A 20,826-nucleotide genomic window follows, 5' to 3' on the forward strand; every position below is an offset into this window, starting at 1 on the left:
TGAAGACCATTCCGCCATCCGGAATATCGCGTTCCAAAAAGTACCGAATTACGTACTTGTGTCCAGGTTTGATCAGGGAGGCCAGGCGCGGTAGCACCTGGCCTCCCTGCCGCTCGAGCTCGCGGACAACCCTCGGGTCGACCTTCGCGTCCTCTCGAATCATGAAAATAATTCGGGTTGGACAGACCGTGGTGCCCACAAGACCGTTAATCACCTGTCGCGGGTCGACGAGACGGATAGCGAACGGGGTGATTGGGGTATGCATGTGAGCGCCGTGTGCCATGTGCCTCTCCGCGTACTGTGGTATCCGGGAGGCCGATTCTCACCCTTTTCCCCGACGTTTTGTTGTCCGAAACGCCCAAACCCCCCTTCAGTAAGCGGATTGTGTCTGACTTGTTACACTGGGCTCACTCGACCCATTGCCGTGCCAAATCCTCCATCCCGACAGGGTCTTCCGCGCCACCCTGGCCATCCCCCGCAGGTCGTCCATGGCCGTCCTGGCGATGTCCACCCGGCTGTCGGGGTCGTCCACCCAGTCGACGGGCACCTCGTGGATGCGCAGGCCGTGCCGTTCGGCCAGGAGCAGCAGCTCGGTGTCGAAGAACCACTCCTCGTCCTCGACGGCGGGCAGCAGCGCCTGGGCGATCTCGGTGCGGGCGGCCTTGAAGCCGCACTGGGCGTCGGAGAAGCCGGCGCCCATCGCCGAGCGCAGCAGCAGGTTGTAGCTCCTTGAGATGAACTCCCGCTTCGGCCCGCGGACCACGTTGGCGCCCTTGGACAGCCGGGTCCCGATGGCCAGGTCGCTGTGGCCCGACAGCAGCGGGGCCACCAGCGGCAGGAAGGCGTCCAGGTCGGTGGACAGGTCCACGTCCATGTAGCTGACCACGTCGGCGTCGCTGCCGGACCAGACCCGGCGCAGCGCCCGTCCCCGTCCCTTGGCGTCAAGGTGGACGGCGCGCACGTGGGGCAGCTCGCGGCCGAGGCCGGCGGCTATCGTCCAGGTGGCGTCGGTGCTGGCGTTGTCGGCGATCGTGATGCGGAAGCCGTACGGGAAGGTGCCCGTGAGGTAGGCGTGCAGGCGGCGGACGCTCTCGGCGAGCACCCGCTGCTCGTTGTGCACGGGGACCACGATCTCGACCAGCCGGGTGCGTGGCGGTGCCGTCAACTGCTTCACGCTTCCCCCCATGAGTAGCGACTCGGATCTCTCATGGGGTCAGGCTCTTGAAGCGATCTTGACTGGACCTGAGGCGACCATTAAGGCCCCGTGAGAAAACCGAAGGGACCCCAGGATGATCGGAGGCTCTTGGAAACGACTGGTATATGGGGATTTCCGGGGAGGGGCGGTCAGCTCCGGCCGGCGGAGCCGGGCAGCCGCATCCGGGCGAGGGTCCCGCCGCCGGCGGCGTTCTCCAGGGCGACCTCTCCGCCGGCCTCCCGTACGGCCTGCGCCACGATGGCCAGCCCCAGCCCGGAGCCGGGCATGCTCCGGGCCGAGGAGGACCGCCAGAACCGGTCGAACACGTAGGGCAGCTCGTCATGCGGGATGCCGGGGCCGTGGTCCCGTACGGTCAGCTCGCCGTCGCGCAGCCGTACGGTCACCGGGCCGGTGGCGAACTTCACCGCGTTGTCCAGCAGGTTCACCACCGCCCGCTCCAGCGCGGCCTGGTCCCCGTGGACGTACCAGGGCCCGAGGCCGACCTCCATCGGGGTGTCGGGGGCGCGGAGCCGGGCCCGGCGCACGGCCGACTCGACCACGTCGTGGAAGGCGACCTCGACGTGCGGCTCGTGCTCGTCCTCCGGCCGGGAGAGCTGCAGCAGGTCCCCGACCAGGGTGGACATCTCCTCGAACTGGGCCTTGAGGTTGGCCAGCAGCCTGCGCTTGGGCTCCGGGGCGAGCGGGCGGCCGGTGTTCTCGCTGCGCAGCAGCAGGTCGACGTTGGTGCGCAGGCTGGTGAGCGGGGTGCGCAGCTCGTGCCCGGCGTCGGCGATCAGCCGCCGCTGGCGCTCCCGGGACCCGGCCAGCGCGCTGGTCATCGCGTTGAACGAGGTGCCGAGCCGGGCGATCTCGTCGGTGCCCTCGACCGGGATCCTGGTGCCCAGGTCCTCGGTCCTGGCGACGTGCTCGACGGCCTCGGTCAGGCGGCCGACCGGGCGCAGCGCCGTGCGGGAGATGAGCAGGCCGGCCAAGGCCGCGCCCAGGACGCCGAGCGCGGCGACCCCCGACAGGACGCCCGCCAGCCAGGTCAGGGTCGACTCGATCTGGGCCAGCGACCGTGACTCCATCATCGCGACGCCGGGCGCGACGTTCTCGGTCCGCACCAGCACCGGCTCGCCGGTGTCGGTGACGCCGTCGCGCAGTCTGGGCCGCTCCGGCCCGCCGGCGGCCACCTCCCGATCCGCCCCGGTCACCGCGACCGCCGTCTGGCCCAGCACGCACCGCCGGCCGTCCGAATAGACGAGCTGCACCAGGGGCACGAAGGGCCGTAGCCCGTCGCCGCCGACGGGGGAGGTCCGCCCCGCGGCGCACATCTCGAGAATCCTGGACGCGTCCCGGTCCTTCGGGCCCTGTCCGGGCGGGCCTCCCCTCGGGGGGCCCTGGAGCGTCCGCTCCACCTGGGCGTGGAGCTGGTCGCGGACGACGAGCCAGCACGTCCCGGCGCAGGCCGCGATGGCCAGCGCCACGGCCACGGTGATCAGTACGGTGAGCCGGGAGCGCAGGGAGCGGCGACGTCCGCTCACGGGGAGGTCCGCAGCACGTAGCCGACGCCCCGGACGGTGTGGATCAGCCGGGGACGCCCGGCGGTCTCGGTCTTGCGGCGCAGGTACATGACATAGACGTCGAGGGAGTTGGAGGACGGCTCGAAGTCGAAGCCCCACACCTCGCTGAGGATCTGCTCGCGGGTGAGCACCTGGCGGGGGTGGACCATGAACAGCTCCAGCAGGAGATACTCGGTCCGGGTCAGCTCCAGCCGCTCGCCCGCGCGGGTGACCTCACGGCTGGCGGTGTCCATCCGCAGGTCACCGTGGGCCAGCACGCCGTCGTCGCCGGCGGCGGCGGGCGCGGACAGGGCGCCGCGCCGCAGCAGCGCCCTGACCCGGGCCAGCAGCTCGTCCAGCTCGAACGGCTTGACCAGGTAGTCGTCGGCCCCCGCGTCCAGCCCCGACACCCGGTCGCCCACGGCGTCACGGGCGGTGAGCATGAGCACCGGCACGTGGTTGCCGGAGGCCCGGAGCCTGCGGCAGGCGGTCAGCCCGTCGAGACGGGGCATCATCACGTCGAGCAGGACCAGGTCGTACGGCTCGCGCTCCAGGATCTCCAGCGCGGCCTGCCCGTCGCAGGCCAGCCCGGCCCGGTATCCCTCGTACTCCAGGCTGCTCTGCAGCGCCTCCCTGAGCGCGGGCTCGTCGTCCACGACCAGCACGCGCGCCGCCTCACCGTCACCCATGCCCTCACGCTAGAGGCTCATCATGAGAGCCCCATGAACGCCCTCGGCGGAGCCCGTCAGGTGGGGACGCCGCCGCGCCGCACGCTCACCAGGCCACCGGGAGCGCGTGCAGGCCGAAGATCGGGCCGCCGTACTTGAACGGCAGCTCCTCGACGTCCCCCACGACGCGCAGGCCGGGGATCCGCTCGAAGAGCGTCCGACAGGCGATCTCCAGCTCGGCGCGGGCCAGGTTCTGGCCCAGGCACTGGTGCACGCCGTACCCGAACGCCACGTGGTTGCGGGCGCCACGCCGCAGGTCGAGCTCGTCGGGGCGCTCGAAGGCCCGCGGGTCGCGGTTGGCCGAGGCGCCGAGCACGAAGATGCCCTCCCCCGCCCGTACGGCCTGGCCGCCGATCTCCAGGTCCTCGGTCGCGACCCGGTCGAAGGCGATCCAGTCCACGATCGAGTGGAAGCGCAGCAGCTCCTCCACCGCGAGCGGCCAGCCGCCGGGGTCGGCGCGCAGCCCGGCGAGCTGCCCGGGGTGGCGCAGCAGCGACAGGACGCCCAGCGGGATCATGTTCGCGGTGGTCTCGTGCCCGGCCACCAGCAGCAGGAACGTCATGCCGACCAGGGCGTCGTGGGAGAGCTCGCCGCTCTCCCGCCGGGCGGTCACCAGCCGCCCGACGAGGTTGTCGCCGGGCTCGCGTTCGGCCGCGGCGATCAGGCCGTCGAGGTAGTCCCAGATCTCCATGGCCGCATCCATGGAGTCCTGCGGGGCCTCCGGGGCGGCGCCGACCATCCTGCGGGTCCTGGACTGGAAGAAGTCGCGGTCGGCGTACGGCACGCCGAGCAGCCGGCAGATCACCATCGACGGCACGGCCAGCCCGAACGCCTCGACGAGATCGGCGGAGGTGCCCTGCTTGAGCATGTCGTCGAGGAGCCGGTCGACGATCTCCTGGATGACCGGGCGCATCTCCCTGATCCGCCGGACGCTGAACTCGGGAATGAGCATCCGCCGGTAGACGCCGTGCAGGGGCGGGTCCATGTCGATGAACTGGCCCTGCTGGAACCTCGCCCGCGCCCGCCGTTCCTCCTCGGAGACGGACGCGGGCGACAGCGCGGCCATCGGATGGCCGGGGGTCGCGGGGTCGGTGCTGATCCTGGGGTCGGACAGCACCTGCTGCGCCTCGGCGTGCCGGGTGACCAGCCAGACCCGGCCGCCGGGGAGATCCGCCCGGACCAGCGGCGCTTCCTCGCGGAGCCCTTCGTACTCCGGTGGGGGCGCGAACGGGCAGCTGCGCGTTACAGGAAAGCTCTGAGCCATAGTCTTGCTCCTCACAGACCGGCCGCTTTGCTTACTTACACGAAAGTAAGTAAAGTGCGAGCGGTCGTCAAGCACTGCGCGACACAGGAGTGGCGGAACGGCGATGAGTGCCCGGCGTAGCGACACCAGGGAACGGATCCAGCAGGTCGCGCTGGAGCTGTTCGCCGAGCGGGGATACGAGAAGACCTCACTGCGGGAGGTGGCGGAGCGGCTGGAGATCACCAGACCGGCGCTCTACTACCACTTCAAGGCCAAGGAGGAGATCCTCTCCAGCGTCATCGAGGACCTGAACGCCTCGATCGGCGAGCTCGTCGAGTGGGCCGCCGCCCAGCCGCACACCCGGGAGGCCCGCGAGGAGATCCTGGGCAGGATCGCGGCGCTGCTGAACGACCAGTGGCGGCCGCTCATCCGTTTCGCCCAGGTCAACCAGGCCGCCATGGCCGAGCTGCCGGCCGGGGCGCAGATGCAGGAACGCATACTGACGATGGTGTCGGTGCTGAGCTCGCCCGAGGACGGGGCCGTCGAGCAGTTCGAGGCCCGGCTCGCGGTGATCGCGCTCATCCTGGGCAGCGTCCCGCTCATGGGCGGGCCCGAGCTGACCGAGGAGGAGCGGGCCGCGACGGCGATGACCGTGGCGACCCGGCTGATCTCAGGCCGGTAGGGCCGTCCGGCCGGGCCGGACCCGGACGACCGGACCATGGCGGCGCGGCCCCCGGCGACCGGGCTCGGACCGGCGGGGCTCGGACCGACCGGGCCCGGACCGACCGGGCCCGGACCGGCGGGACTCAGGCCAGTAGGGCCATGGCGGCGTTGTGGCCGGGGATGCCGCTGACGCCGCCGCCGCGCCGGGCGCCCGCGCCGCAGAGCAGGACACGCTCGGAACCGGTCTCCACGCCCCACCGACCCGGCTCGCCGTAGGGCCAGGACAGGTCGCGGTGGAAGATGTGGCCGCCGGGCAGGCCCGCCTCGTTCTCCAGGTCGACCGGGGTCTTGACCTCCAGGCAGGGCGTTCCGTCGGGGGCGCGCAGCAGGCAGTCCTCGATCGGCTCGGCGAGCACCCGGTCGATCGAGGCGATCGTGGCCCGCAGCGCGGCCTCGCGCGCCCCGGCCGGGTCCGCGCGGAACAGCCGGGCGGGCATGTGGAGGCCGAACAGGGTCATCGTCTGGGCCCCGGCGGCCCGCAGACCGGGGCCGAGGATGGACGGGTCGGTGAGCGAGTGGCAGTAGACCTCGGCCGGGGGCAGCTCCGGGATCCGCCCGGCCGCCGCCTGCGCGTAGGCGCGGGCGAGCTGGTCGCGGCCCTCGTTGATGTGGAAGGTGCCGCTGAAGGCCGCCGCGGGGTCCACGTCGGCGTCCTTGAGCCGGGGCAGCCTGGACAGCACCATGTTGACCTTGAGCTGGGCGCCCTCGGGCGCGGGCCCGTCGGCCGTGCCCAGCAGGCGGGCGAGCACCGCGGGCGGCACGTTGGCCAGGATCCGCCCGCCCCGGACCGTGTGCTCGCCGCCCGCGTCGCGGAAGGTGACCTCGCCCGCCGGGTCGACGGCGACGACCTCGGCCCCGGTCAGGATCTCGGCCCCGGCGGCGCGGGCGGCGCCGGCCAGGGCTCCGGAGACCGCGCCCATGCCGCCGACCGGGACGTTCCAGTCGCCGGTCCCGTCCCCGATCACGTGGTAGAGCAGGCAGCGGTTGGCCAGCAGGTCCGGGTCGTGGGGGTCGGTGAAGGTGCCGATCAGGGCGTCGGTGAGCACCACGCCGCGCACGGTGTCGTCGGCGAACCGCTCGTCCACGACCTCGCCGATCGGCCGCTCGAACAGATCCCGCCACGCCTGCGGGCCGACGAGGTCCCGCATCGCCGCGCGGTCCATGAGGGGTTCCAGCAGGGTCGGCGCGACCCGCCCGGCCACCTCGGCGGTCATCGCGTAGAAGCGCCGCCACGCCTCCAGCTCGGCCGTGCCGCCGGTGACCCGGGCGAAGGAGGCGGCGGTGCGGCCGGCGTCGCCACCGTCCACCAGCAGGCCGGTGTCCCCGGCGGGCGTGTAGGAGGCGTAGCGGCGGCGGCGCAGCTCGACACCGATCCCGAGGTCGGACACGATCTTGGCGGGCAGCAGGCTGACCAGGTAGGAGTAGCGCGAGAGCCGGGCGTCGACCCCGGGGAACGCCTGCGCCGACACGGCGAGGCCGCCGACGTGGTCGAGGCGTTCCAGGACGAGGACCCGGCGGCCGGCCCGGGCGAGGTAGGCGGCGGCGACCAGGCCGTTGTGGCCGCCTCCGGCGATCACGACGTCATAGCGAGAACGGAACACGGGACATCCCGGGGTTGTGGTGAGAGGACGACGGGGCGGGGCGGGCACCCGCCGGTCAGAGACCGGTCTGCCAGTGCGGCTCGGGACGGAGCACGCTCGGTACGTCGGTCGACACCATGTTCCGCACCATATAGCGGGACCGGCGGATCGGTCTACGGCGCCGGCCGGGCCGTGGACTCCGCGGCCCGGGCCGCGGACAGCGTGATCCTCAGGAGGGTCGCGGCGGGCCCGGTGGGGGTGCGGCCCCGCCGCCAGACCGCGCGCAGGCGGCGTTCGAGGTCGATGCCGCGGGTGGCCACCTCCGCCAGCCGGCCGGTGGCCAGCTCGGCCTCGACGGCGTAGCCGCTGAGCACGGCCGGGGCGGCGCCCTCGCGGGCGGCGCCCTTGACGGCGGCGTTGGAGCCGAGCTCCAGCCGGGGCACGGCGGCGGCGTGGCCGGCCAGCGCGAGGTCCAGGGTCTCGCGGGTGCCGGAGCCGCGCTCACGGACGACCAGCGGGGTGGCGGCGAGCTCGGCGGCCAGCAGCGCGGTCCGGCGGCGCGTCCAGGGATGGCCGGGGGCGACCACCACGACGAGCCGGTCGGTGGCCACCACCCGGGAGGCGAGCCCCGGCGGGACCGAGGGCCCCTCGACGAAGCCGAGCTCGATCCCCCCGCTGACGAGCCTGGCCACCTCGGCGGAGTTCTGCACGTCCAGCCCCACCTGGACCTGGGGCTCGCGGTTCTGCAGCTCCCCCAGCCAGCGCGGCAGCAGGTATTCGGCCACGGTCATGCTGGCCGCGATGTGCAGGTGGGCCGCCCGGCCGTGCCGTACGGCCTCGGCGCCGCGCATCAGCTCCTCGGCGGCCGCCAGCACCTGTGCCGCCCAGGCCGTGACCATCACGCCCTGCGGGGTGAGGGTGGAGCCGCGCGGGGTCCGCTCCAGCAGGGGCAGCCCGAGACGGCGCTCCAGCAGCGCGATCCGCTTGCTCGCCGACGGCTGGGCGATCCCCGCCGCCCGGGCCGCCTGGCCGAGACTGCCCAGGCGGTCGACGTCGACGAGCAGCCGCAGGGACCCGAGATCGGGCAACTCGCTCATAGCCCTAGGCTATGACCTTCCAGGGAGATGACGGCTACTGGCCGCGCCCACCTGCGTCAACACTCGGATCATGGCCTTCTCCCCATTTGCTGATTCTTCCGGACATATCACGAACAGGAATGTCTCGGTGGGGAGCGCACCCGCCCACCGGGACCCGGGCCCCGGCCCCTCCCCCGGCGGCCCACCGGCCTCCGGCCCCCGGCCGGTACGGCGGGCGGCGGCCGGGATCGGCGCCCTCCTGCCCGGCCTGGGCGTGACGGCCGTCGCGGTGGCCGCCTCGGTGTCCCTGAGCCGGGCCCTCCCCGGGGTGAGCGCCGCGGTCATCGCGGTGGCCTGCGGGGTCGTGCTCACCAACCTCGGGGGGCTGCGCCCGTCGTTCCGCCCCGGGCTGCGGTTCGCCGCCCGCCGGCTGCTCCGCGTGGCGATCGTGCTGCTCGGGCTGCAGATCGCCCTGCCGGAGGTGCTCGCCCTCGGCTGGCGGGCGCTCATGGTGATCGCCGCCGCCACCGGCGGCACGTTCCTCGCCACCCGGTGGATCGGAGGACGGATCGGGGTGAGCCCGCGCAGGTCGCTGCTCATCGCGACCGGGGTCTCCGTGTGCGGGGCCGCGGCCGTGGCCGCCATGCACGAGGTCGCCGACAGCGACGACGACGACGTGGCGAGCGCGGTCAGCGTGGTGGTCCTGTACGGCAGCGCCATGATCGTCGTGCTGCCGCTGCTCGCGCGGCTGCTCGGCCTGACGACGTACCAGTTCGGCATCTGGGCCGGCGCGTCGGTCCACGAGGTCGCCCAGGTGGCGGCCATCGGCGCGGCGGCCGGGGCGGGGGTGCTGGCCAGCGCGGTGGTGGTCAAGCTGGCCCGGGTCGTGCTGCTGGCCCCGATCGTGGGGCTGACCTCCCTGGCCCTGCGCCGCGGCGCGGCGGCCCGCCCCGCCGGGGAGCCGGAGAACGGGACGGCGGAGGCCGGCGCGGAGGCCGCGCCGGGGGGTCCGGCGCGGGCGGTGCGGCGTCCGCCGGTGATCCCCCTGTTCGTGGCGGGGTTCCTGGCGATGGTGATCGCGCGGAGCACGGGTGTGGTGCCCGCCGGAGTAACCCGGACGCTACCGGAGGTGACAGGAGTGTTACTCGCGGCGGCACTCTTCGGGCTGGGGACAGGCGTCAATCTCAGGGAGCTGGCACGCGGCGGGCGATCCCTGCTGCTGGGCGGGATGGCCACGGCGGTCATCGGCGTGATCTCACTGCTCGGCGTGGTCATCATCGGCTGATCTTCAAGTGGACGTCTCCCGACAACCCCCGTAACGTGCACCTTTGGAACAGGGAACCCCATTTACATCGTTCCAACAGGGCGGCCATCCGGCCCGGACGAGGAGACAGAACCAGCTCATGCGTACCACCCAGCAGCCCATCGACAGCGTGCTCCGCCCCTCCCCGGAGGTGGCCGAAGCACTGGCGCAGGGCGCCCCGGTCGTGGCACTCGAGTCCACGATCATCTCGCACGGCCTGCCCCAGCCCCGCAACCTGGAGGTCGCGGTGGAGCTGGAGGAGATCGTCCGCGAGGCGGGGGCCGTACCGGCCACGATCGCGGTGCTGGACGGCGTCGCCCACGTCGGCCTGGGGCCGGACGAGCTGAAGCGGATCGCCACCGAGCCGGGCCTGCGCAAGCTGGGCTTCCGTGACCTCCCCGCGGCCGTCGCGCTGCGGGCCAGCGGGGCGACCACGGTCTCCGCGACCTCGTTCCTGGCCGCCCGGGCGGGTGTCCGGATCTTCGCCACCGGCGGTCTCGGCGGCGTGCACCGCGGGTGGACCGACAGCCAGGACGAGTCCGCCGACCTCGACATGCTGAGCCGTACCCGCATCACCGTCGTCTGCGCGGGCGTGAAGTCGATCCTGGACGTCCCCGCCACCCTGCAGCGGCTGGAGACCCGGGGCGTCAGCGTCGCCGGGTTCCGCACCGACGAGTTCCCCGGCTTCTACCTGCACACCTCCGGCGAGCCGGTCGACTGGCGGATCGAGACCCCGGCCGAGGCCGCCGGCATCATGCGGGCCCAGGACGCCCTCGGCGGCCCGGAGACCGCGCTGATCGTGGCCAACCCGGTGCCGCGGGCCGAGCAGCTCGACCCCGCCCTGCACGACCGGGTCCTCGCCGAGGCCCTGGCCGCGGCCGACCGGGAGGGCGTCACCGGCCAGGCCATCACCCCGTTCCTCCTGGAATACCTGGTCCGGGGCACCGACGGCGCCTCGCTTGAGGCGAATCTGGCCGCCGTGCGGGGCAACGCCCGCGTCGCCGGGCAGATCGCGGCGTCGTGGAGCCGGGGAAACTGAGGACGCCGTGACCCGAACAGGCCTGCTGGTCATCGGCGACGTGGTCACCGACGTCGTCGCACTCCACGGGGGGCCGGCCCTGGCCGGGCTGGCCCTCGGCACCGACACCGACGCCGACATCGTGCTGCGCCCGGGCGGCTCGGGGGCCAACACGGCCTCCTGGGCCGCCCATCTGGGCGCCGACGCCCGGTTCCTGACCCGGGTCGGCTTCGACACCGGCGAGTGGCACGCCGCCGAGCTGCGGCGTGTCGGGGTCCGGCCCCACCTTCGGGTGGACTCCGACCGCCCGACCGCAGTGGTGATCGCCATGGTCGACGCGAGCGGGGAGCGTTCCATGCTCACCAACCGGGGCGCGGGCGGGCACATCGGCATCGACGACTGGGACGAGAGCCTGCTCGACGGGGTGCGCCACCTGCACCTGTCCGGATACACGCTGTTCGCCGAACCGGGGCTGCAGCTGTCCCGGCTGGCGCTGTCCCAGGCCGCCCAGCGCGGCGTCACGATCAGTGTCGACCCGGCCTCGACCGGCCCGCTGCGCTCCTTCGGCCCCGAGCGGTTCATCCAGGAGACCCTGGCCGCCCAGCTGATCATCCCCAACCTGGACGAGGCGCTGCTGCTCACCGGTGAGAGCTCCGCCGAGCGGGCCGCCGAGCGGCTGAGCCTCCGGTACGGCGCGGCGGCCGTGAAGCTCGGTTCCCAGGGCGCGCTGATGGCGAAGAACGGAAAGTTGACCGCTCGGGTTCCCGGAATCGCCACGGAGGTGGTTGACTCGACCGGAGCGGGGGACGCGTTCGCCGCGGGCCTGTTGACCGCCATGCTGAGAGGGGCGGACGACGAGACCGCACTGGACGCGGGACGCCGGGCCGGAGCCGAGGCCGTTACAGCCGTAGGCGGCCGGCCCCGTATCCTCGCGTCTGATTTGGGTACGAACCAGCTTTACCCTCTTAACACCAATTGATAGCTTGCGGCGTAGGCTGCACCATTAGCCACATGCGTCACTTTGGGGAGGTTGCGGTCCGCCGATGGATGCCGAGTCATCGATCTGCCTGAGTGATCTGGTCCCGGCCCTGCGCTGGAGCCGGCCACAGCAGATCGCCGAAGCCCTGGCCGATCCCCGCCTGCCTGCGGGCTGGTGGTCCTCGGTCACCCTGCCCAAGGCCCTCGGCGCCGCCGGGCTCGACTGGATCTGCGACCGGCTGGCCCGGCTCTCGGTCTCCCGCTGGGACCACCTGCCGCTGAGCGACGTGCTGCCCGCGCTGCACGTGCACACGGTCGACCCCACCCTGCCCGGCTGGTCCGAGCCCGCCCGCTCGGCCATCGCCGGGCTGGGCGGCTGGTCCCGGCTGCGCCGCCTGACCACCGGAGACCTGAGCGGCCCCTCGGCGCCCGCCGCGCCGGAGGTCGTGGTGACCGCCATGTTCCGCGAGGTGCTCAGCCGGATCCCGGTGGTCACCGAGCAGCCCGCGGCGGCCGCCGCGGCCCCGGCACAGCAGCAGGCGCAGCAGCAGGCCCCGTCCGCGCAGCAGGCGCCCCAGCCGCCCTCCGCGCCGCAGGCACCCTCGATGCCGCAGCAGCCGTCGGTGCCGCAGCAGACGCCCGTGCCGCCGCCCTCCGCGCCGCAGCAGCCGTCCATGCCGCAGCAGGCGCCGCCGGTGCCGCAGCAGGCGCCGGCTCCCGAACCCGCCCCCGAGCCCCAGGTCAACCTCAGCGACTACCCGCTGGTCCGCCTGGTGGACAACATGTTCCGCGACTGGGGCCCGCTGGAGCGCGCGGTCGCCGTGGAGCGCCTGTTCGCCGTCGACCCGATCAGCCTGCGCGCGCTGGCGCACAAGCTGAACGCCGACCGCGACGCGCTGTCCATGGCCCAGCGCGCCGCCGAGGAGCGCGTCCTGCTCTGGCTGCGCTCCTCGGAGTCCGCCCCGCTCACCGGTCACATGTTCGGGCTCACCGAGTGGCTGGGCGCCGCCGCCACGCAGGAACAGCTCATCGGCGCCGATCCCGCGCACCCCGTCGAGGTCCCCGCGCTCCGCGCTCCGCTCTGGCGGGTGCTGGTCACCCTCATGCCCGACCGGCGGCTCCAGGACGGCTGGCTCGTCGTCGGCGACCTGGGGGGCCTGCGCGACCGCACCCGGCAGCTGCTGGCGGGCAAACCCGCCGACGCCGACGTGGTGGCGCTCATGGAGCACCAGCTCGGCATCCGCACCCACTCCGCGCAGGCCTGGCTGGACGCGCTGGCCACCACCGCCACCCGTGAGGAGGAGACCTCCTCCCAGGAGGCCGCCTCCGAGGGCGGCAAGCAGCTCCCCCGCCGCACACCGGGGGCCAACGGCCACCACCACCGCGGCGGCCAGCCCATCCCGCAGGTGAGCGCCGGCTCCATCGACCCCCGCGCCGCCCTTGCCACGCTGTCGGCCCTGTCCGGCGGCAACACCCGGCCCCACCTGATCACCAGCCAGCGCGCCCCGCTGCACCCGCAGACCACCCCGGCCACCGATCCCAGCCGCTGGCAGCGGATCGAGGTGACCAGCGAGCACCTGCGGGGCGGTCCGGTGGCGGTCCCGGAGGGGTATGCCACCCAGCTCGGCATGCGTCCCGGCACGCTGCTGTCGGTGACCGGCCCCGGCGACAACGCGGTGGTGCTGGTCTGGCGCGACCACCCGGTCTTCGACTCCCTCCAACCGGTGCTGATGCGCCTGAACGCCCGGCCGGGCGACCAGGTCTACGTCACCGTGGACGGCTACCGCCTGGACGCCCAGCTCCCCAGCTGACCACGGGAGCCGCCCGCGGGGCGCACGCCGAGGCCCCGGCCCGCCAGGGCCGGGGAGCCTGACGGCCCGGACCCGGGCGCGCGCCGAGGTTCCCCGCCCGCCGGGGCCGGGGAGCCTGACGGCGGCGAGCCCGGACAGCGTCGCCGTCCGGGTCACCGCGGCCGGCCCGGCCGCAGGTCCGCGCCGGGTGCCGCCTAGGCCGCGGACACGGGGACGGGGGCCGAGCGCCGCTGCCAGAGGCTGTCGACGGCGAGGGCGCCGCCGCCGCTGAAGGCGATGGCCAGGGTGGCGGCGGCCAGGGCGAGGACGAACTCGTAGCCGCCCTTGTCCACCGCGAACCCGTTCGCGCCGTGGACGAACACGATCGCGCCGATCATGTTCAGCACGAGCAGGGAGCCGAAGACCGGCAGCCCCGCGCCCAGGATGAGCGCGATCCCGCCGACGACCTCGAGCACGGCCACCGCCGGCGCCGCCACGCCCGCCAGCGGGATCCCCAGCGAGTCGAAGAAGGCCGTCACCCCGCCCAGCCCCATCGTCGTGAACTTCTGCCAACCGTGGACGAAGAAGATCACTCCGATGCCGATCCGTCCCACCAGCAGGGCAATGGACCGCAGCCGGTCAAGCATGGCGACTCCTTCTGTTTGTTTGAATTTGAACCACACCCTAGCCGTCAGTTCAAATTTGAACAACCCGTAGAATGAGGCGGTGAAGGACACGAGATGGCTCAGCGAGGTCGAACTGGAGGCCTGGATTGCGTACGTCACCGCGACGCATCTGCTGGAGCGGCGCGTCGAGGAGCAGCTGAAGGCCGACTCCGGGCTCACCCACGCCCAGTACGAGATCCTCGCCAAACTCTCGGCCGCCCCCGAGCGGCGCCTGCGGATGACCGAGCTCGCGCGTAAGACGGTCGTGTCCAAAAGCGGGCTCACCTATCAGATCGGCCAGCTGGAGAAGCTCGGGCTCGTCGAGCGGACGACCTGCCCCTCCGACGAACGCGGGGTCCTCGCCGTGCTCACCGAGGAGGGCGTGCGCTGCCTGGAGCGGACGGCGCCGGGTCACGTGGCCGTCGTCCGCGCCTTCCTGATCGACCAGCTCACCCCCGAGGAGCTCCGGGCCATGGCGCGGATCATGTCGAAGGCCGCGGCGGTGATGAGGGCGGCCGACGAGCCGCCGGGGCGTCCGGCGTCCCTCAGCCGACGTGGACCCGCGGCCGGCGGTCCGGACGCGGTTCGGCCCTCCTGAGGATCTCCCGGGTCAGCGCGGGGACGTCGCCCTCGCCGAGGACGAGATAGCCGAGCAGGGCGACCACCGGGTTGCCCTCGGTCCAGTGGAAGAAGATCTGCGGGATGAGGCCGGCGCGGTCCCGCAGGTGGAGCAGGACGGCGGCGATCGCGTTGGGGACCGCCGGGCTCCGGGTGGCCAGGACGCGGTGGCCCTCCCGCTCCTCGCCCCTGACCACGAGCCTGGCGGTGAACTCCGAGGCGTCGGTCACCGTCACCTCCAGGAAGAGCACCGGGACGTCCCAGGGCAGGTGGTGCAGCTCGCGCGCCCGCCGTTCCTTCTCCCGGTAGCCCAGGTGGTCCCTGTCGTCCGGGTTGTCGGCGATCAGCAGCAGCCGGCCCGACGCGGCCGCCTTCTCGACGTACGGCCGGGCGCCGGGATCGAGCGTCACCTCCTCCACCCGCAGCTCCAGCGACCGGCTGGCCCGCGAGACGAAGGACGTGACGATGATCGCCGCGATGAAGAACGACGCGATCTTGATGCCTTCGGGGCGCTCGAGGACGTTGGCGACGGTGGTGTAGGCCAGCACCAGCGTGATCGCGCCGAAGGCGACCGCGCCGCCGCGCTCGCCCCGGGAACGTGCCGACAGGGTGACGGCCAGGGCCGCGGAGAGGATCACCACGAGCACGCCCGTGGCGTACGCGCCGCCCTGGGCGTCGACGTCGGCCCTGAAAATGATCGTGATGGCGGCCGCGACGGCGGTGAGGACCAGCACCAGGGGACGGGCCGCGGCCGTCCACTGCGGCGCCATGCCGTACCGGGGCAGGTAACGCGGCACGATCGACAGCAGGCCCGCCATGGCCGAGGCGCCGGCGAACCACAGGATCGTGATCGTGCTGACGTCGTAGCAGGTGCCGAAGACCGCTCCGAGGTGTTCGTGGGCGAGATAGGCCAGGGCGCGGCCGTTGGCCCTGCCGCCCGGCTGGAACTCCTCCGGCGGGATGAGGAGCGCCGTGATGACGCTGCTGGAGACGAGGAAGAAACTCATGATCAGCGCGGCGGCGGTGAGCAGCCGCCTGGTCCCCCGGATCCGGCCCGCCGGACGCTCGGGATCGTCGCCCTCCGAGCCCCGCACCAGGGGCATCACCGCGACGCCGGTCTCGAAGCCCGACAGCCCCAGCGCCAGCTTCGGGAAGACCAGCAGCGCCACCCCGATCATGGCCAGCGGGCTGGAGTAGTGCGCGGTCAGCAGGTTCTCCCAGCCGGTGACGGTCTCGGGCCGGGCGAGGACGCGCTGCGCGGACGCCACCACGATGACCAGGTTGAGCAGCAGGTAGACGCCGACCAGGCCCACCGCGATGCCGATGGCCTCGCCGAAGCCGCCGAGGAAGACCCCGCCGAGCAGCGCGACCGACAGCAGCGTGAGACCGATCCGGTGCCCCTGCAGGAGGTGCGGGGTGAAGGGGTTCTCGATGACGTGGGCGGTGGCGTCCGCCGCCGACAGCGTGATGGTGATGATGAAGTCGGTCGCCATGAAGCCCAGCAGGACCAGCACCAGGAGCTTGCCCCGCCACCGGGGCAGATGGTGCTGGAGCATGGCGATGGAGCCCTGCCCGTGCGGGCTCTCGGCCGCGACGCGGCGGTAGACCGGCAGCGCGCCCAGCAGCGTCACCGCGACCAGGACCAGCGTGGCGACCGGCGACAGCACGCCCGCGGCCAGGAAGGCGATCCCCGGCTGGTAGCCCAGGGTCGAGAAGTAGTCCACCCCGGTGAGGCACATGACGCGCCACCACGGGTGCTCCTCGCGCGCGGTCGCGTGCGCCCTCGGGGAGGGCTCCGCCAGCAGCCACCGCGACAGCCGTCCCCACGCGCTCGCGCCCTCCGGCCCCGCCCTGTCCGGGCTCCTGCCCAATGCCGCCACTCCCCGTCGAAGCCCCGCCCGCCGGCGGGGATCTCGGCCCGCCCCTCCCCCGAGGCCGGGACACCGAGGTCATACCCGCAGGTGGGCGCCGGGCCACCCCGATCCCGGGCCGGCGGCGCCGGCTCCGCCCCGCCCTCGCTCCCCGGGAGCCGTCCCCCGGCTTCCGGACCTCGCTCCCCCGGTATCCGCGGCCGCGGGCGGCCCGGTCCTCGCGGTCCCCGGTCAGGCCGCCGGGCCCCGGATCTCCCGGAGACGGGGGCAGCCGGTACGGCTCACGCGGGGAGCACGTTCCACGCGAGCCGTACCGGGCCCCGACCGCGCCACCGGGTCAGGCGGCGGCGCAGTTCACCGAGGTCGGCACACCGTTGGTCCCGGACCAGCTACCGGTGAAGCCGAAAGACGTCGAGGCGCCCGGGGAGAGAGCGCCGTTGTGGGAGGCGTTCCGCACCGAGACGGCGGCGCCGCTCTGGGTGTGCTGGCCGTTCCAGAGCTGGATGACGCTCTGGCCGTTCGGGAAGGACCAGCCGGCCGTCCAGCCCGCGATGGCCGCCTCGCCGGTGCTCTTGACCGTCACCTCCGCCTGGAAGCCGCCCTGCCAGGAGTTGACCACCTTGTAGGTGGCCGTGCACGCCTTGCCGCCGGTCGGCGTCGGTGTGGGAGTGGGCGTGGGGGTCGCGGTCGGGGTGGGCGTCGGGGTGGAGGTGGGCGGGGCCGCCATGGCCAGCTCGTAGGCCCGCTGCGGCACGAACTGCCCGGCGCCGGCGATGCAGCCGTCGGCCTCGCCGGGCAGCTTGACCCAGAGGAACGCGTCGATCATCGAGTCGCCGGTGACGGTCGTGCTCGGCGTGCCGATCGCCCGCCCGCCCGGGTCGCACCACTCGCTGCCCTGCGGGCCGTTGCCGTTGCGGCTGGTGTCGATCACCGCGCGGAGCCGGGGGACGCCACTGGCGGAGATGACGTTCTTGGCGTAGGCCACCTCGGTGGAGCTCCAGCGGTAGTTGGAGACGTTGAGGGAGATGCCGTCGGCGCTGTTGGCGACGTCCGCGGCCCGCAGCCGGGCTCCGGCCTCGGCGGCCGACAGCCATCCGGAGTGCCCGATGTCGAAGTACACCTTCGCCGCCGGTGAGCCCGCCTTGAGCTTCTTGCCGGCGTAGGCCATGGAGGCGTTGGTCTCCTGCTGCTGGGAGGGGCTCATGCAGCCGGTCATGATCGGGAGCACGTCGGGCTCCAGGACGATCGTCGCGGGACGCCCCTGAAGACCCGCCGCGAGCTCGTCGATCCACTGCCGGTAGGCCGTGTGGTTGGGGGCGCCGCCGGTGCTCGCCCCGCTGCAGTCGCGGTTGGGGATGTTGTAGACGACCAGGATGGGGATCTTTCCCGCGCCCGCGGCGGTGCCGACGAACGCCGACACCTGACCGCGCACGGCCGAGGTGTTGGTCGTGGTGAACCAGCGCGCCTGCGGGACGGCGGCGATACGGTCACGGATGACCGGCGTGCGGGAGTCGCCCGGGTTGGCGGCGACCCATCTGGCCGCGCTGGCCTCCGGGTCGACGTAGAACGGGGAGTCGGCCGCGGACGCTCCGGAGGCCACGGACACCGCGGCGCCGGTCGCGACGACCAGGGCCGCGCAGAGCGCGGCCAGAACAGACCTTCTTGGCATGGATCGGCTCCTTCGAGGGGGATGTGGGAGCGCTCCCACAATAACGGCGCGCCCACTCCGCCCACAGCCCCGGCCGTCACCCGCTCACCGCCCACGCCGTTGAGCTGTGAGAACACCGCCCGGCACCGTTGAAAGTTTCACACCCCGGCCTGGCACGGGGACTCCCGGCCATGGGCGCGGCGCAGGAGGGTACGGCTCCCGGCCCGGCACGGGGACTCGCGTCCACGGACGCGGCGCAGGAGGGTATGGCTCCCGGCCCGGGACGGACGCGTGGCCACGGCAGCCCCTGAGCTGTGGCGGCCCCGCCGGCGTGGCCGTGCCTTCTCCTCCGGGCTCCCCCGGGCGGGGGAAGCGGCTGGCCCGCGTGGGGGAGGTGACCGCCATGGGCGCTGGGCGATCTTGGGATCAATGGTCGTGGAACATCTGGAGGTCATGATGACTGCCCCTGCGGACTCTCAGGCGCCGAGTGGCCCCTGGCCACTGTCCGGGGACCCGGGGTGGACGGCGCGCTGGCGCCGGTGGCCGTTGTGGGTGCCCTACGCCGCGGCGGCGTGGGGGGTGCTGTACGCCGCCGTCCAGGTCACCTGGGTGGCGACCGGAACAGCCCTGCCGTTCGCAGACCGTCCGTTGCCGCCCGCCGTTCAGCTCGCCCTGGCGGGCCTGGCGGTCCTGGCCGCCGGGGCCTGCCTGGCCGGCACCCGTGTCCGCGGTGGGCCCGGCCGGGTGGCGGTGGGGGCGGCGCTGAGCGCCGTGATCCCGGTGTTCGTCCTGGGCACCTTCGGCGCGCCGGTCGAGTTCGTGTTCCTGATCTCGGGATCCGGGGTGGAGTCGGGCGGCACCGGCCTGGCCCACCTGCTGCTGGACACCGCCGGCGCCGGACTGCTGCTGGTCACCGGCCTGTCCTTCCGGCGGCGGCTGCGCGGCCGGTGCCCGCGGTGCGGCCGGGCGCATTCCGGCGGCATCGACGGCCCGCTGGCCCACCCGGCCGCCTCCACGGCCTCGGTGAGGGTCCGCGTGGCCGTATACGCCGGCATGTGCGGGCTCCTGCCGTGGGCGATCACCAAGACCGTCTGGACGCTGGGCGGTGACGCCCTCGGCGTCACCGCCCGGCAGTGGCGGGAGTCGAGCGCCGGCGGGTCGGGGCTGGTGAGGGCGCTGGCGTCGGTGGGCGTCGACTTCACCGTGCTGGCGGCGATGCTCGCCTGGTTCCTGATGCTGGGCCTGATGTACCCGTGGGGGCAGGTGTTCCCCCGGTGGACCCTGCCGCTGTCCGGGCGGCGGGTGCCGCGCCTGCTGCCGTTGATCCCGGCCTGGCTGACCGGCGTCACGCTGGCCCTGTACGGGACGGCGCTCACCGTCACCGGCGCCGTGCTCCTCGCCGGGGGGAACGGGCTCTCGTCCGGCGGCGGCACCGTCAGCCCCTGGATGATCGAATTCGGTGGCCTGGCCTTCGCCGGCCTGGGCATCGGTCTCCTCGTGGCCGCACGCTCCTACGCCGCCCGGACCCGCCCGGTCTGCGCCGTCGCCGGCACACCGGATCGCAGGCGGACGGCCCCGGAGGCCGGGTGAGCGCCCGTCCGGCGCGCGGGGACGGCCACGAGGAGGCGATCCGGTCCACCGGCGGCCGGCCAGAAACCCTCGACCTGCCCGGCATGCCACCCGTGGCCGGCGCGGGCCCCGGATCACGGGCGGCACGCCGACGCGCGGACCGTCGGCCTCCGAGGGACTCCCGACGACGGCCACCGAGCCTCCCGGCGTCCCGGCGTCCCGGCATTCCGGCGTCCCGGCACGGGGTCAGGAGGCGGAGGACGCCGCGGGAGCGACGGTCCACCCGGTATCGGAGCCACCGGAGCGAGGACCTACCGTATGGCCATGGAACTCGTCGGGAGAATCACCGCTGACCGCCCACTGCTCGTGCTCGCGGTCAGGGAAGAGGCACAGTTCCTTGACCTGGGCCTACCGGTGCTGCTCACCGGCATGGGCAAGGTCAACGCCGCGGTCGCGCTGGCCACGGTCCTCGCCCGCGGGCCCCACCCCTCCCACATCGTCAACCTGGGCACCGCGGGGGCACTGCGCCCGGGGTGGACGGGCACCCACGTCATCGGCACCGTCATCCAGCACGACCTGGACACCGACCTGCTGCGCACCCTCACCGGCGAGACCTACGGGGCGGCGCTGACGCTGAACGCGGACGGCGGCCCGGTCCTGGCGACCGGCGACGCCTTCATCGCGGAGGAGGCCGCGCGCGAGCGCCTCGCGGCCCGGGCGGACCTGGTCGACATGGAGGGCTACGCCCTGGCCGCGGCCGCGGCCCGGGCCGGCGTCCCTATCCGCGTCGTCAAGCACGTCAGTGACGACGCGGGGGACGGCGCGGCGAGGAGCTGGCGCGAGTCGGTGTCCGACTGCGCCCGGGCCCTGGCCGACTGGGCCGGCCGGCACCTGGCCCGTCAGTCCTGATCCCCCCGTCCTGAGCGGAGAGCGTTCAGGACGGGAGACGGGCGACGGCGCCTCCTTCGAGCCCCGTCCCGTCAGGGCGGGCGTTGCGCGGCGTAACGGCTTCCGGGCCGTCCGGCGGCGCATGGACCGTCCGGCCGCGCGTGACAGCCGGCCCCGCCCGGTCCCGGCCGCCTCGGACGGCGTTTCTCGTGCACCGCCTGCCCGGAATGCGCCCATGACACCACGGTGCGCGTGCTCGCCCCATCTGCGCTAAGGTTGTGCCGTCCCGCCCGAGAGCGCGGGACGACCGGGACGTAGCGCAGCTTGGTAGCGCACTTGACTGGGGGTCAAGGGGTCGCAGGTTCAAATCC

18 protein-coding genes are annotated in these 20,826 nt (G+C 73.5%); 8 read left to right on the forward strand and 10 right to left on the reverse strand.

The features are described from left to right. The 5 genes from ACWDS7_RS31985 to ACWDS7_RS32005 form a co-directional block, all read right to left on the reverse strand. Positions 1-283: hypothetical protein (locus ACWDS7_RS31985; RefSeq protein ID WP_451932283.1), on the reverse strand; the 283-nt coding region annotated here is incomplete at its 3' end. An 87-nt stretch (positions 284-370) separates the two neighbouring features. Continuing rightward, positions 371-1,174 (reverse strand): dolichyl-phosphate beta-glucosyltransferase, encoded by an 804-nt coding sequence (locus tag ACWDS7_RS31990; RefSeq protein ID WP_451932284.1) that lies wholly within the window; start codon positions 1,172-1,174, stop codon positions 371-373. 170 nt (positions 1,175-1,344) lie between these two features. Beyond that, entirely contained in the window at positions 1,345-2,739 is a 1,395-nt protein-coding gene (locus ACWDS7_RS31995) for a sensor histidine kinase (RefSeq protein WP_451932285.1), read from the reverse strand. Then, positions 2,736-3,446, reverse strand: a complete 711-nt coding sequence (locus ACWDS7_RS32000; protein ID WP_306868213.1) for a response regulator transcription factor — start codon at positions 3,444-3,446, stop codon at positions 2,736-2,738. Before ACWDS7_RS32000 ends, ACWDS7_RS31995 begins: the two co-directional genes overlap by 4 nt. 85 nt (positions 3,447-3,531) lie before the next feature. After that, positions 3,532-4,749 carry a cytochrome P450 gene (locus tag ACWDS7_RS32005; RefSeq protein ID WP_451932286.1) on the reverse strand — a complete coding sequence of 406 codons (1,218 nt, stop codon included), beginning with the start codon at positions 4,747-4,749 and terminating at the stop codon, positions 3,532-3,534. Between the two features lie 103 nt (positions 4,750-4,852). Between ACWDS7_RS32005 and ACWDS7_RS32010 the strand changes: the two genes are divergently transcribed. Then, entirely contained in the window at positions 4,853-5,410 is a 558-nt protein-coding gene (locus tag ACWDS7_RS32010) for a TetR/AcrR family transcriptional regulator (RefSeq protein ID WP_451932287.1), read from the forward strand. A gap of 124 nt (positions 5,411-5,534) precedes the next feature. Here ACWDS7_RS32010 and ACWDS7_RS32015 read toward each other — a convergent pair whose 3' ends face one another. Continuing rightward, positions 5,535-7,052 carry a phytoene desaturase family protein gene (locus ACWDS7_RS32015; protein WP_451932288.1) on the reverse strand — a complete coding sequence of 506 codons (1,518 nt, stop codon included), beginning with the start codon at positions 7,050-7,052 and terminating at the stop codon, positions 5,535-5,537. Positions 7,053-7,204: 152 nt separating this feature from the next. After that, positions 7,205-8,128, reverse strand: a complete 924-nt coding sequence (locus ACWDS7_RS32020) for a LysR family transcriptional regulator (protein WP_451932289.1) — start codon at positions 8,126-8,128, stop codon at positions 7,205-7,207. A 127-nt stretch (positions 8,129-8,255) separates the two neighbouring features. On the opposite strand from ACWDS7_RS32020, the gene ACWDS7_RS32025 reads away from it, so the two are divergent. The 4 genes from ACWDS7_RS32025 (at position 8,256) to ACWDS7_RS32040 (ending at position 13,217) form a co-directional block, all read left to right on the forward strand. Further along, positions 8,256-9,392, forward strand: coding sequence for a YeiH family protein (locus ACWDS7_RS32025; protein ID WP_451932290.1), 1,137 nt, complete (start codon positions 8,256-8,258; stop codon positions 9,390-9,392). 118 nt (positions 9,393-9,510) lie between these two features. After that, the gene (locus tag ACWDS7_RS32030; protein WP_451932291.1) at positions 9,511-10,449 is read left to right on the forward strand and encodes a pseudouridine-5'-phosphate glycosidase; all 939 of its coding nucleotides are present in this window, start codon (positions 9,511-9,513) and stop codon (positions 10,447-10,449) included. Between the two features lie 7 nt (positions 10,450-10,456). Then, positions 10,457-11,407, forward strand: coding sequence for a carbohydrate kinase family protein (locus ACWDS7_RS32035; protein ID WP_306868199.1), 951 nt, complete (start codon positions 10,457-10,459; stop codon positions 11,405-11,407). 64 nt (positions 11,408-11,471) lie between these two features. After that, the gene (locus ACWDS7_RS32040; protein WP_451932292.1) at positions 11,472-13,217 is read left to right on the forward strand and encodes a hypothetical protein; all 1,746 of its coding nucleotides are present in this window, start codon (positions 11,472-11,474) and stop codon (positions 13,215-13,217) included. A gap of 194 nt (positions 13,218-13,411) precedes the next feature. On the opposite strand, the gene ACWDS7_RS32045 is transcribed toward ACWDS7_RS32040, so the two are convergent. Continuing rightward, entirely contained in the window at positions 13,412-13,843 is a 432-nt protein-coding gene (locus tag ACWDS7_RS32045; protein ID WP_306868196.1) for a DoxX family protein, read from the reverse strand. Positions 13,844-13,922: 79 nt separating this feature from the next. Between ACWDS7_RS32045 and ACWDS7_RS32050 the strand changes: the two genes are divergently transcribed. Continuing rightward, on the forward strand, positions 13,923-14,459 hold the full coding sequence (locus ACWDS7_RS32050; RefSeq protein ID WP_306868194.1) for a MarR family winged helix-turn-helix transcriptional regulator: 537 nt from the start codon (positions 13,923-13,925) through the stop codon (positions 14,457-14,459). Here ACWDS7_RS32050 and ACWDS7_RS32055 read toward each other — a convergent pair. Next, entirely contained in the window at positions 14,407-16,350 is a 1,944-nt protein-coding gene (locus ACWDS7_RS32055) for an amino acid transporter (RefSeq protein ID WP_451932293.1), read from the reverse strand. The genes ACWDS7_RS32050 and ACWDS7_RS32055 overlap by 53 nt on opposite strands. A 337-nt stretch (positions 16,351-16,687) precedes the next feature. Next, positions 16,688-18,019 (reverse strand): glycoside hydrolase family 6 protein, encoded by a 1,332-nt coding sequence (locus ACWDS7_RS32060; RefSeq protein ID WP_451932294.1) that lies wholly within the window; start codon positions 18,017-18,019, stop codon positions 16,688-16,690. Positions 18,020-18,427: 408 nt separating this feature from the next. Here ACWDS7_RS32060 and ACWDS7_RS32065 point away from each other — a divergent pair, with 408 nt between their 5' ends. Together ACWDS7_RS32065 and ACWDS7_RS32070 are read left to right on the forward strand one after the other, a co-directional pair. Then, positions 18,428-19,588 carry a hypothetical protein gene (locus ACWDS7_RS32065; RefSeq protein WP_451932295.1) on the forward strand — a complete coding sequence of 387 codons (1,161 nt, stop codon included), beginning with the start codon at positions 18,428-18,430 and terminating at the stop codon, positions 19,586-19,588. Positions 19,589-19,891: 303 nt separating this feature from the next. Further along, positions 19,892-20,476: a nucleosidase gene (locus ACWDS7_RS32070; RefSeq protein ID WP_451932296.1), complete on the forward strand. Its 585-nt coding sequence runs from the start codon at positions 19,892-19,894 to the stop codon at positions 20,474-20,476. Positions 20,477-20,826 lie beyond the last annotated feature (350 nt).

The sequence above is a fragment of the Streptosporangium sp. NPDC003464 genome, assembly GCF_053588315.1.

What these genes read in the sequence shown, in the direction of transcription:
- ACWDS7_RS32005 (WP_451932286.1), bottom strand. Translation starts at nt 4,749, where the DNA reads ATGGCTCAGAGCTTTCCTGTAACGCGCAGCTGCCCGTTCGCGCCCCCA.
- ACWDS7_RS32065 (WP_451932295.1), top strand. Translation starts at nt 18,428, where the DNA reads ATGGTCGTGGAACATCTGGAGGTCATGATGACTGCCCCTGCGGACTCT.
- ACWDS7_RS32030 (WP_451932291.1), top strand. Translation starts at nt 9,511, where the DNA reads ATGCGTACCACCCAGCAGCCCATCGACAGCGTGCTCCGCCCCTCCCCG.
- ACWDS7_RS32020 (WP_451932289.1), bottom strand. Translation starts at nt 8,128, where the DNA reads ATGAGCGAGTTGCCCGATCTCGGGTCCCTGCGGCTGCTCGTCGACGTC.
- ACWDS7_RS32045 (WP_306868196.1), bottom strand. Translation starts at nt 13,843, where the DNA reads ATGCTTGACCGGCTGCGGTCCATTGCCCTGCTGGTGGGACGGATCGGC.
- ACWDS7_RS32040 (WP_451932292.1), top strand. Translation starts at nt 11,472, where the DNA reads ATGGATGCCGAGTCATCGATCTGCCTGAGTGATCTGGTCCCGGCCCTG.
- ACWDS7_RS32060 (WP_451932294.1), bottom strand. Translation starts at nt 18,019, where the DNA reads ATGCCAAGAAGGTCTGTTCTGGCCGCGCTCTGCGCGGCCCTGGTCGTC.
- ACWDS7_RS32000 (WP_306868213.1), bottom strand. Translation starts at nt 3,446, where the DNA reads ATGGGTGACGGTGAGGCGGCGCGCGTGCTGGTCGTGGACGACGAGCCC.
- ACWDS7_RS32010 (WP_451932287.1), top strand. Translation starts at nt 4,853, where the DNA reads ATGAGTGCCCGGCGTAGCGACACCAGGGAACGGATCCAGCAGGTCGCG.
- ACWDS7_RS32070 (WP_451932296.1), top strand. Translation starts at nt 19,892, where the DNA reads ATGGAACTCGTCGGGAGAATCACCGCTGACCGCCCACTGCTCGTGCTC.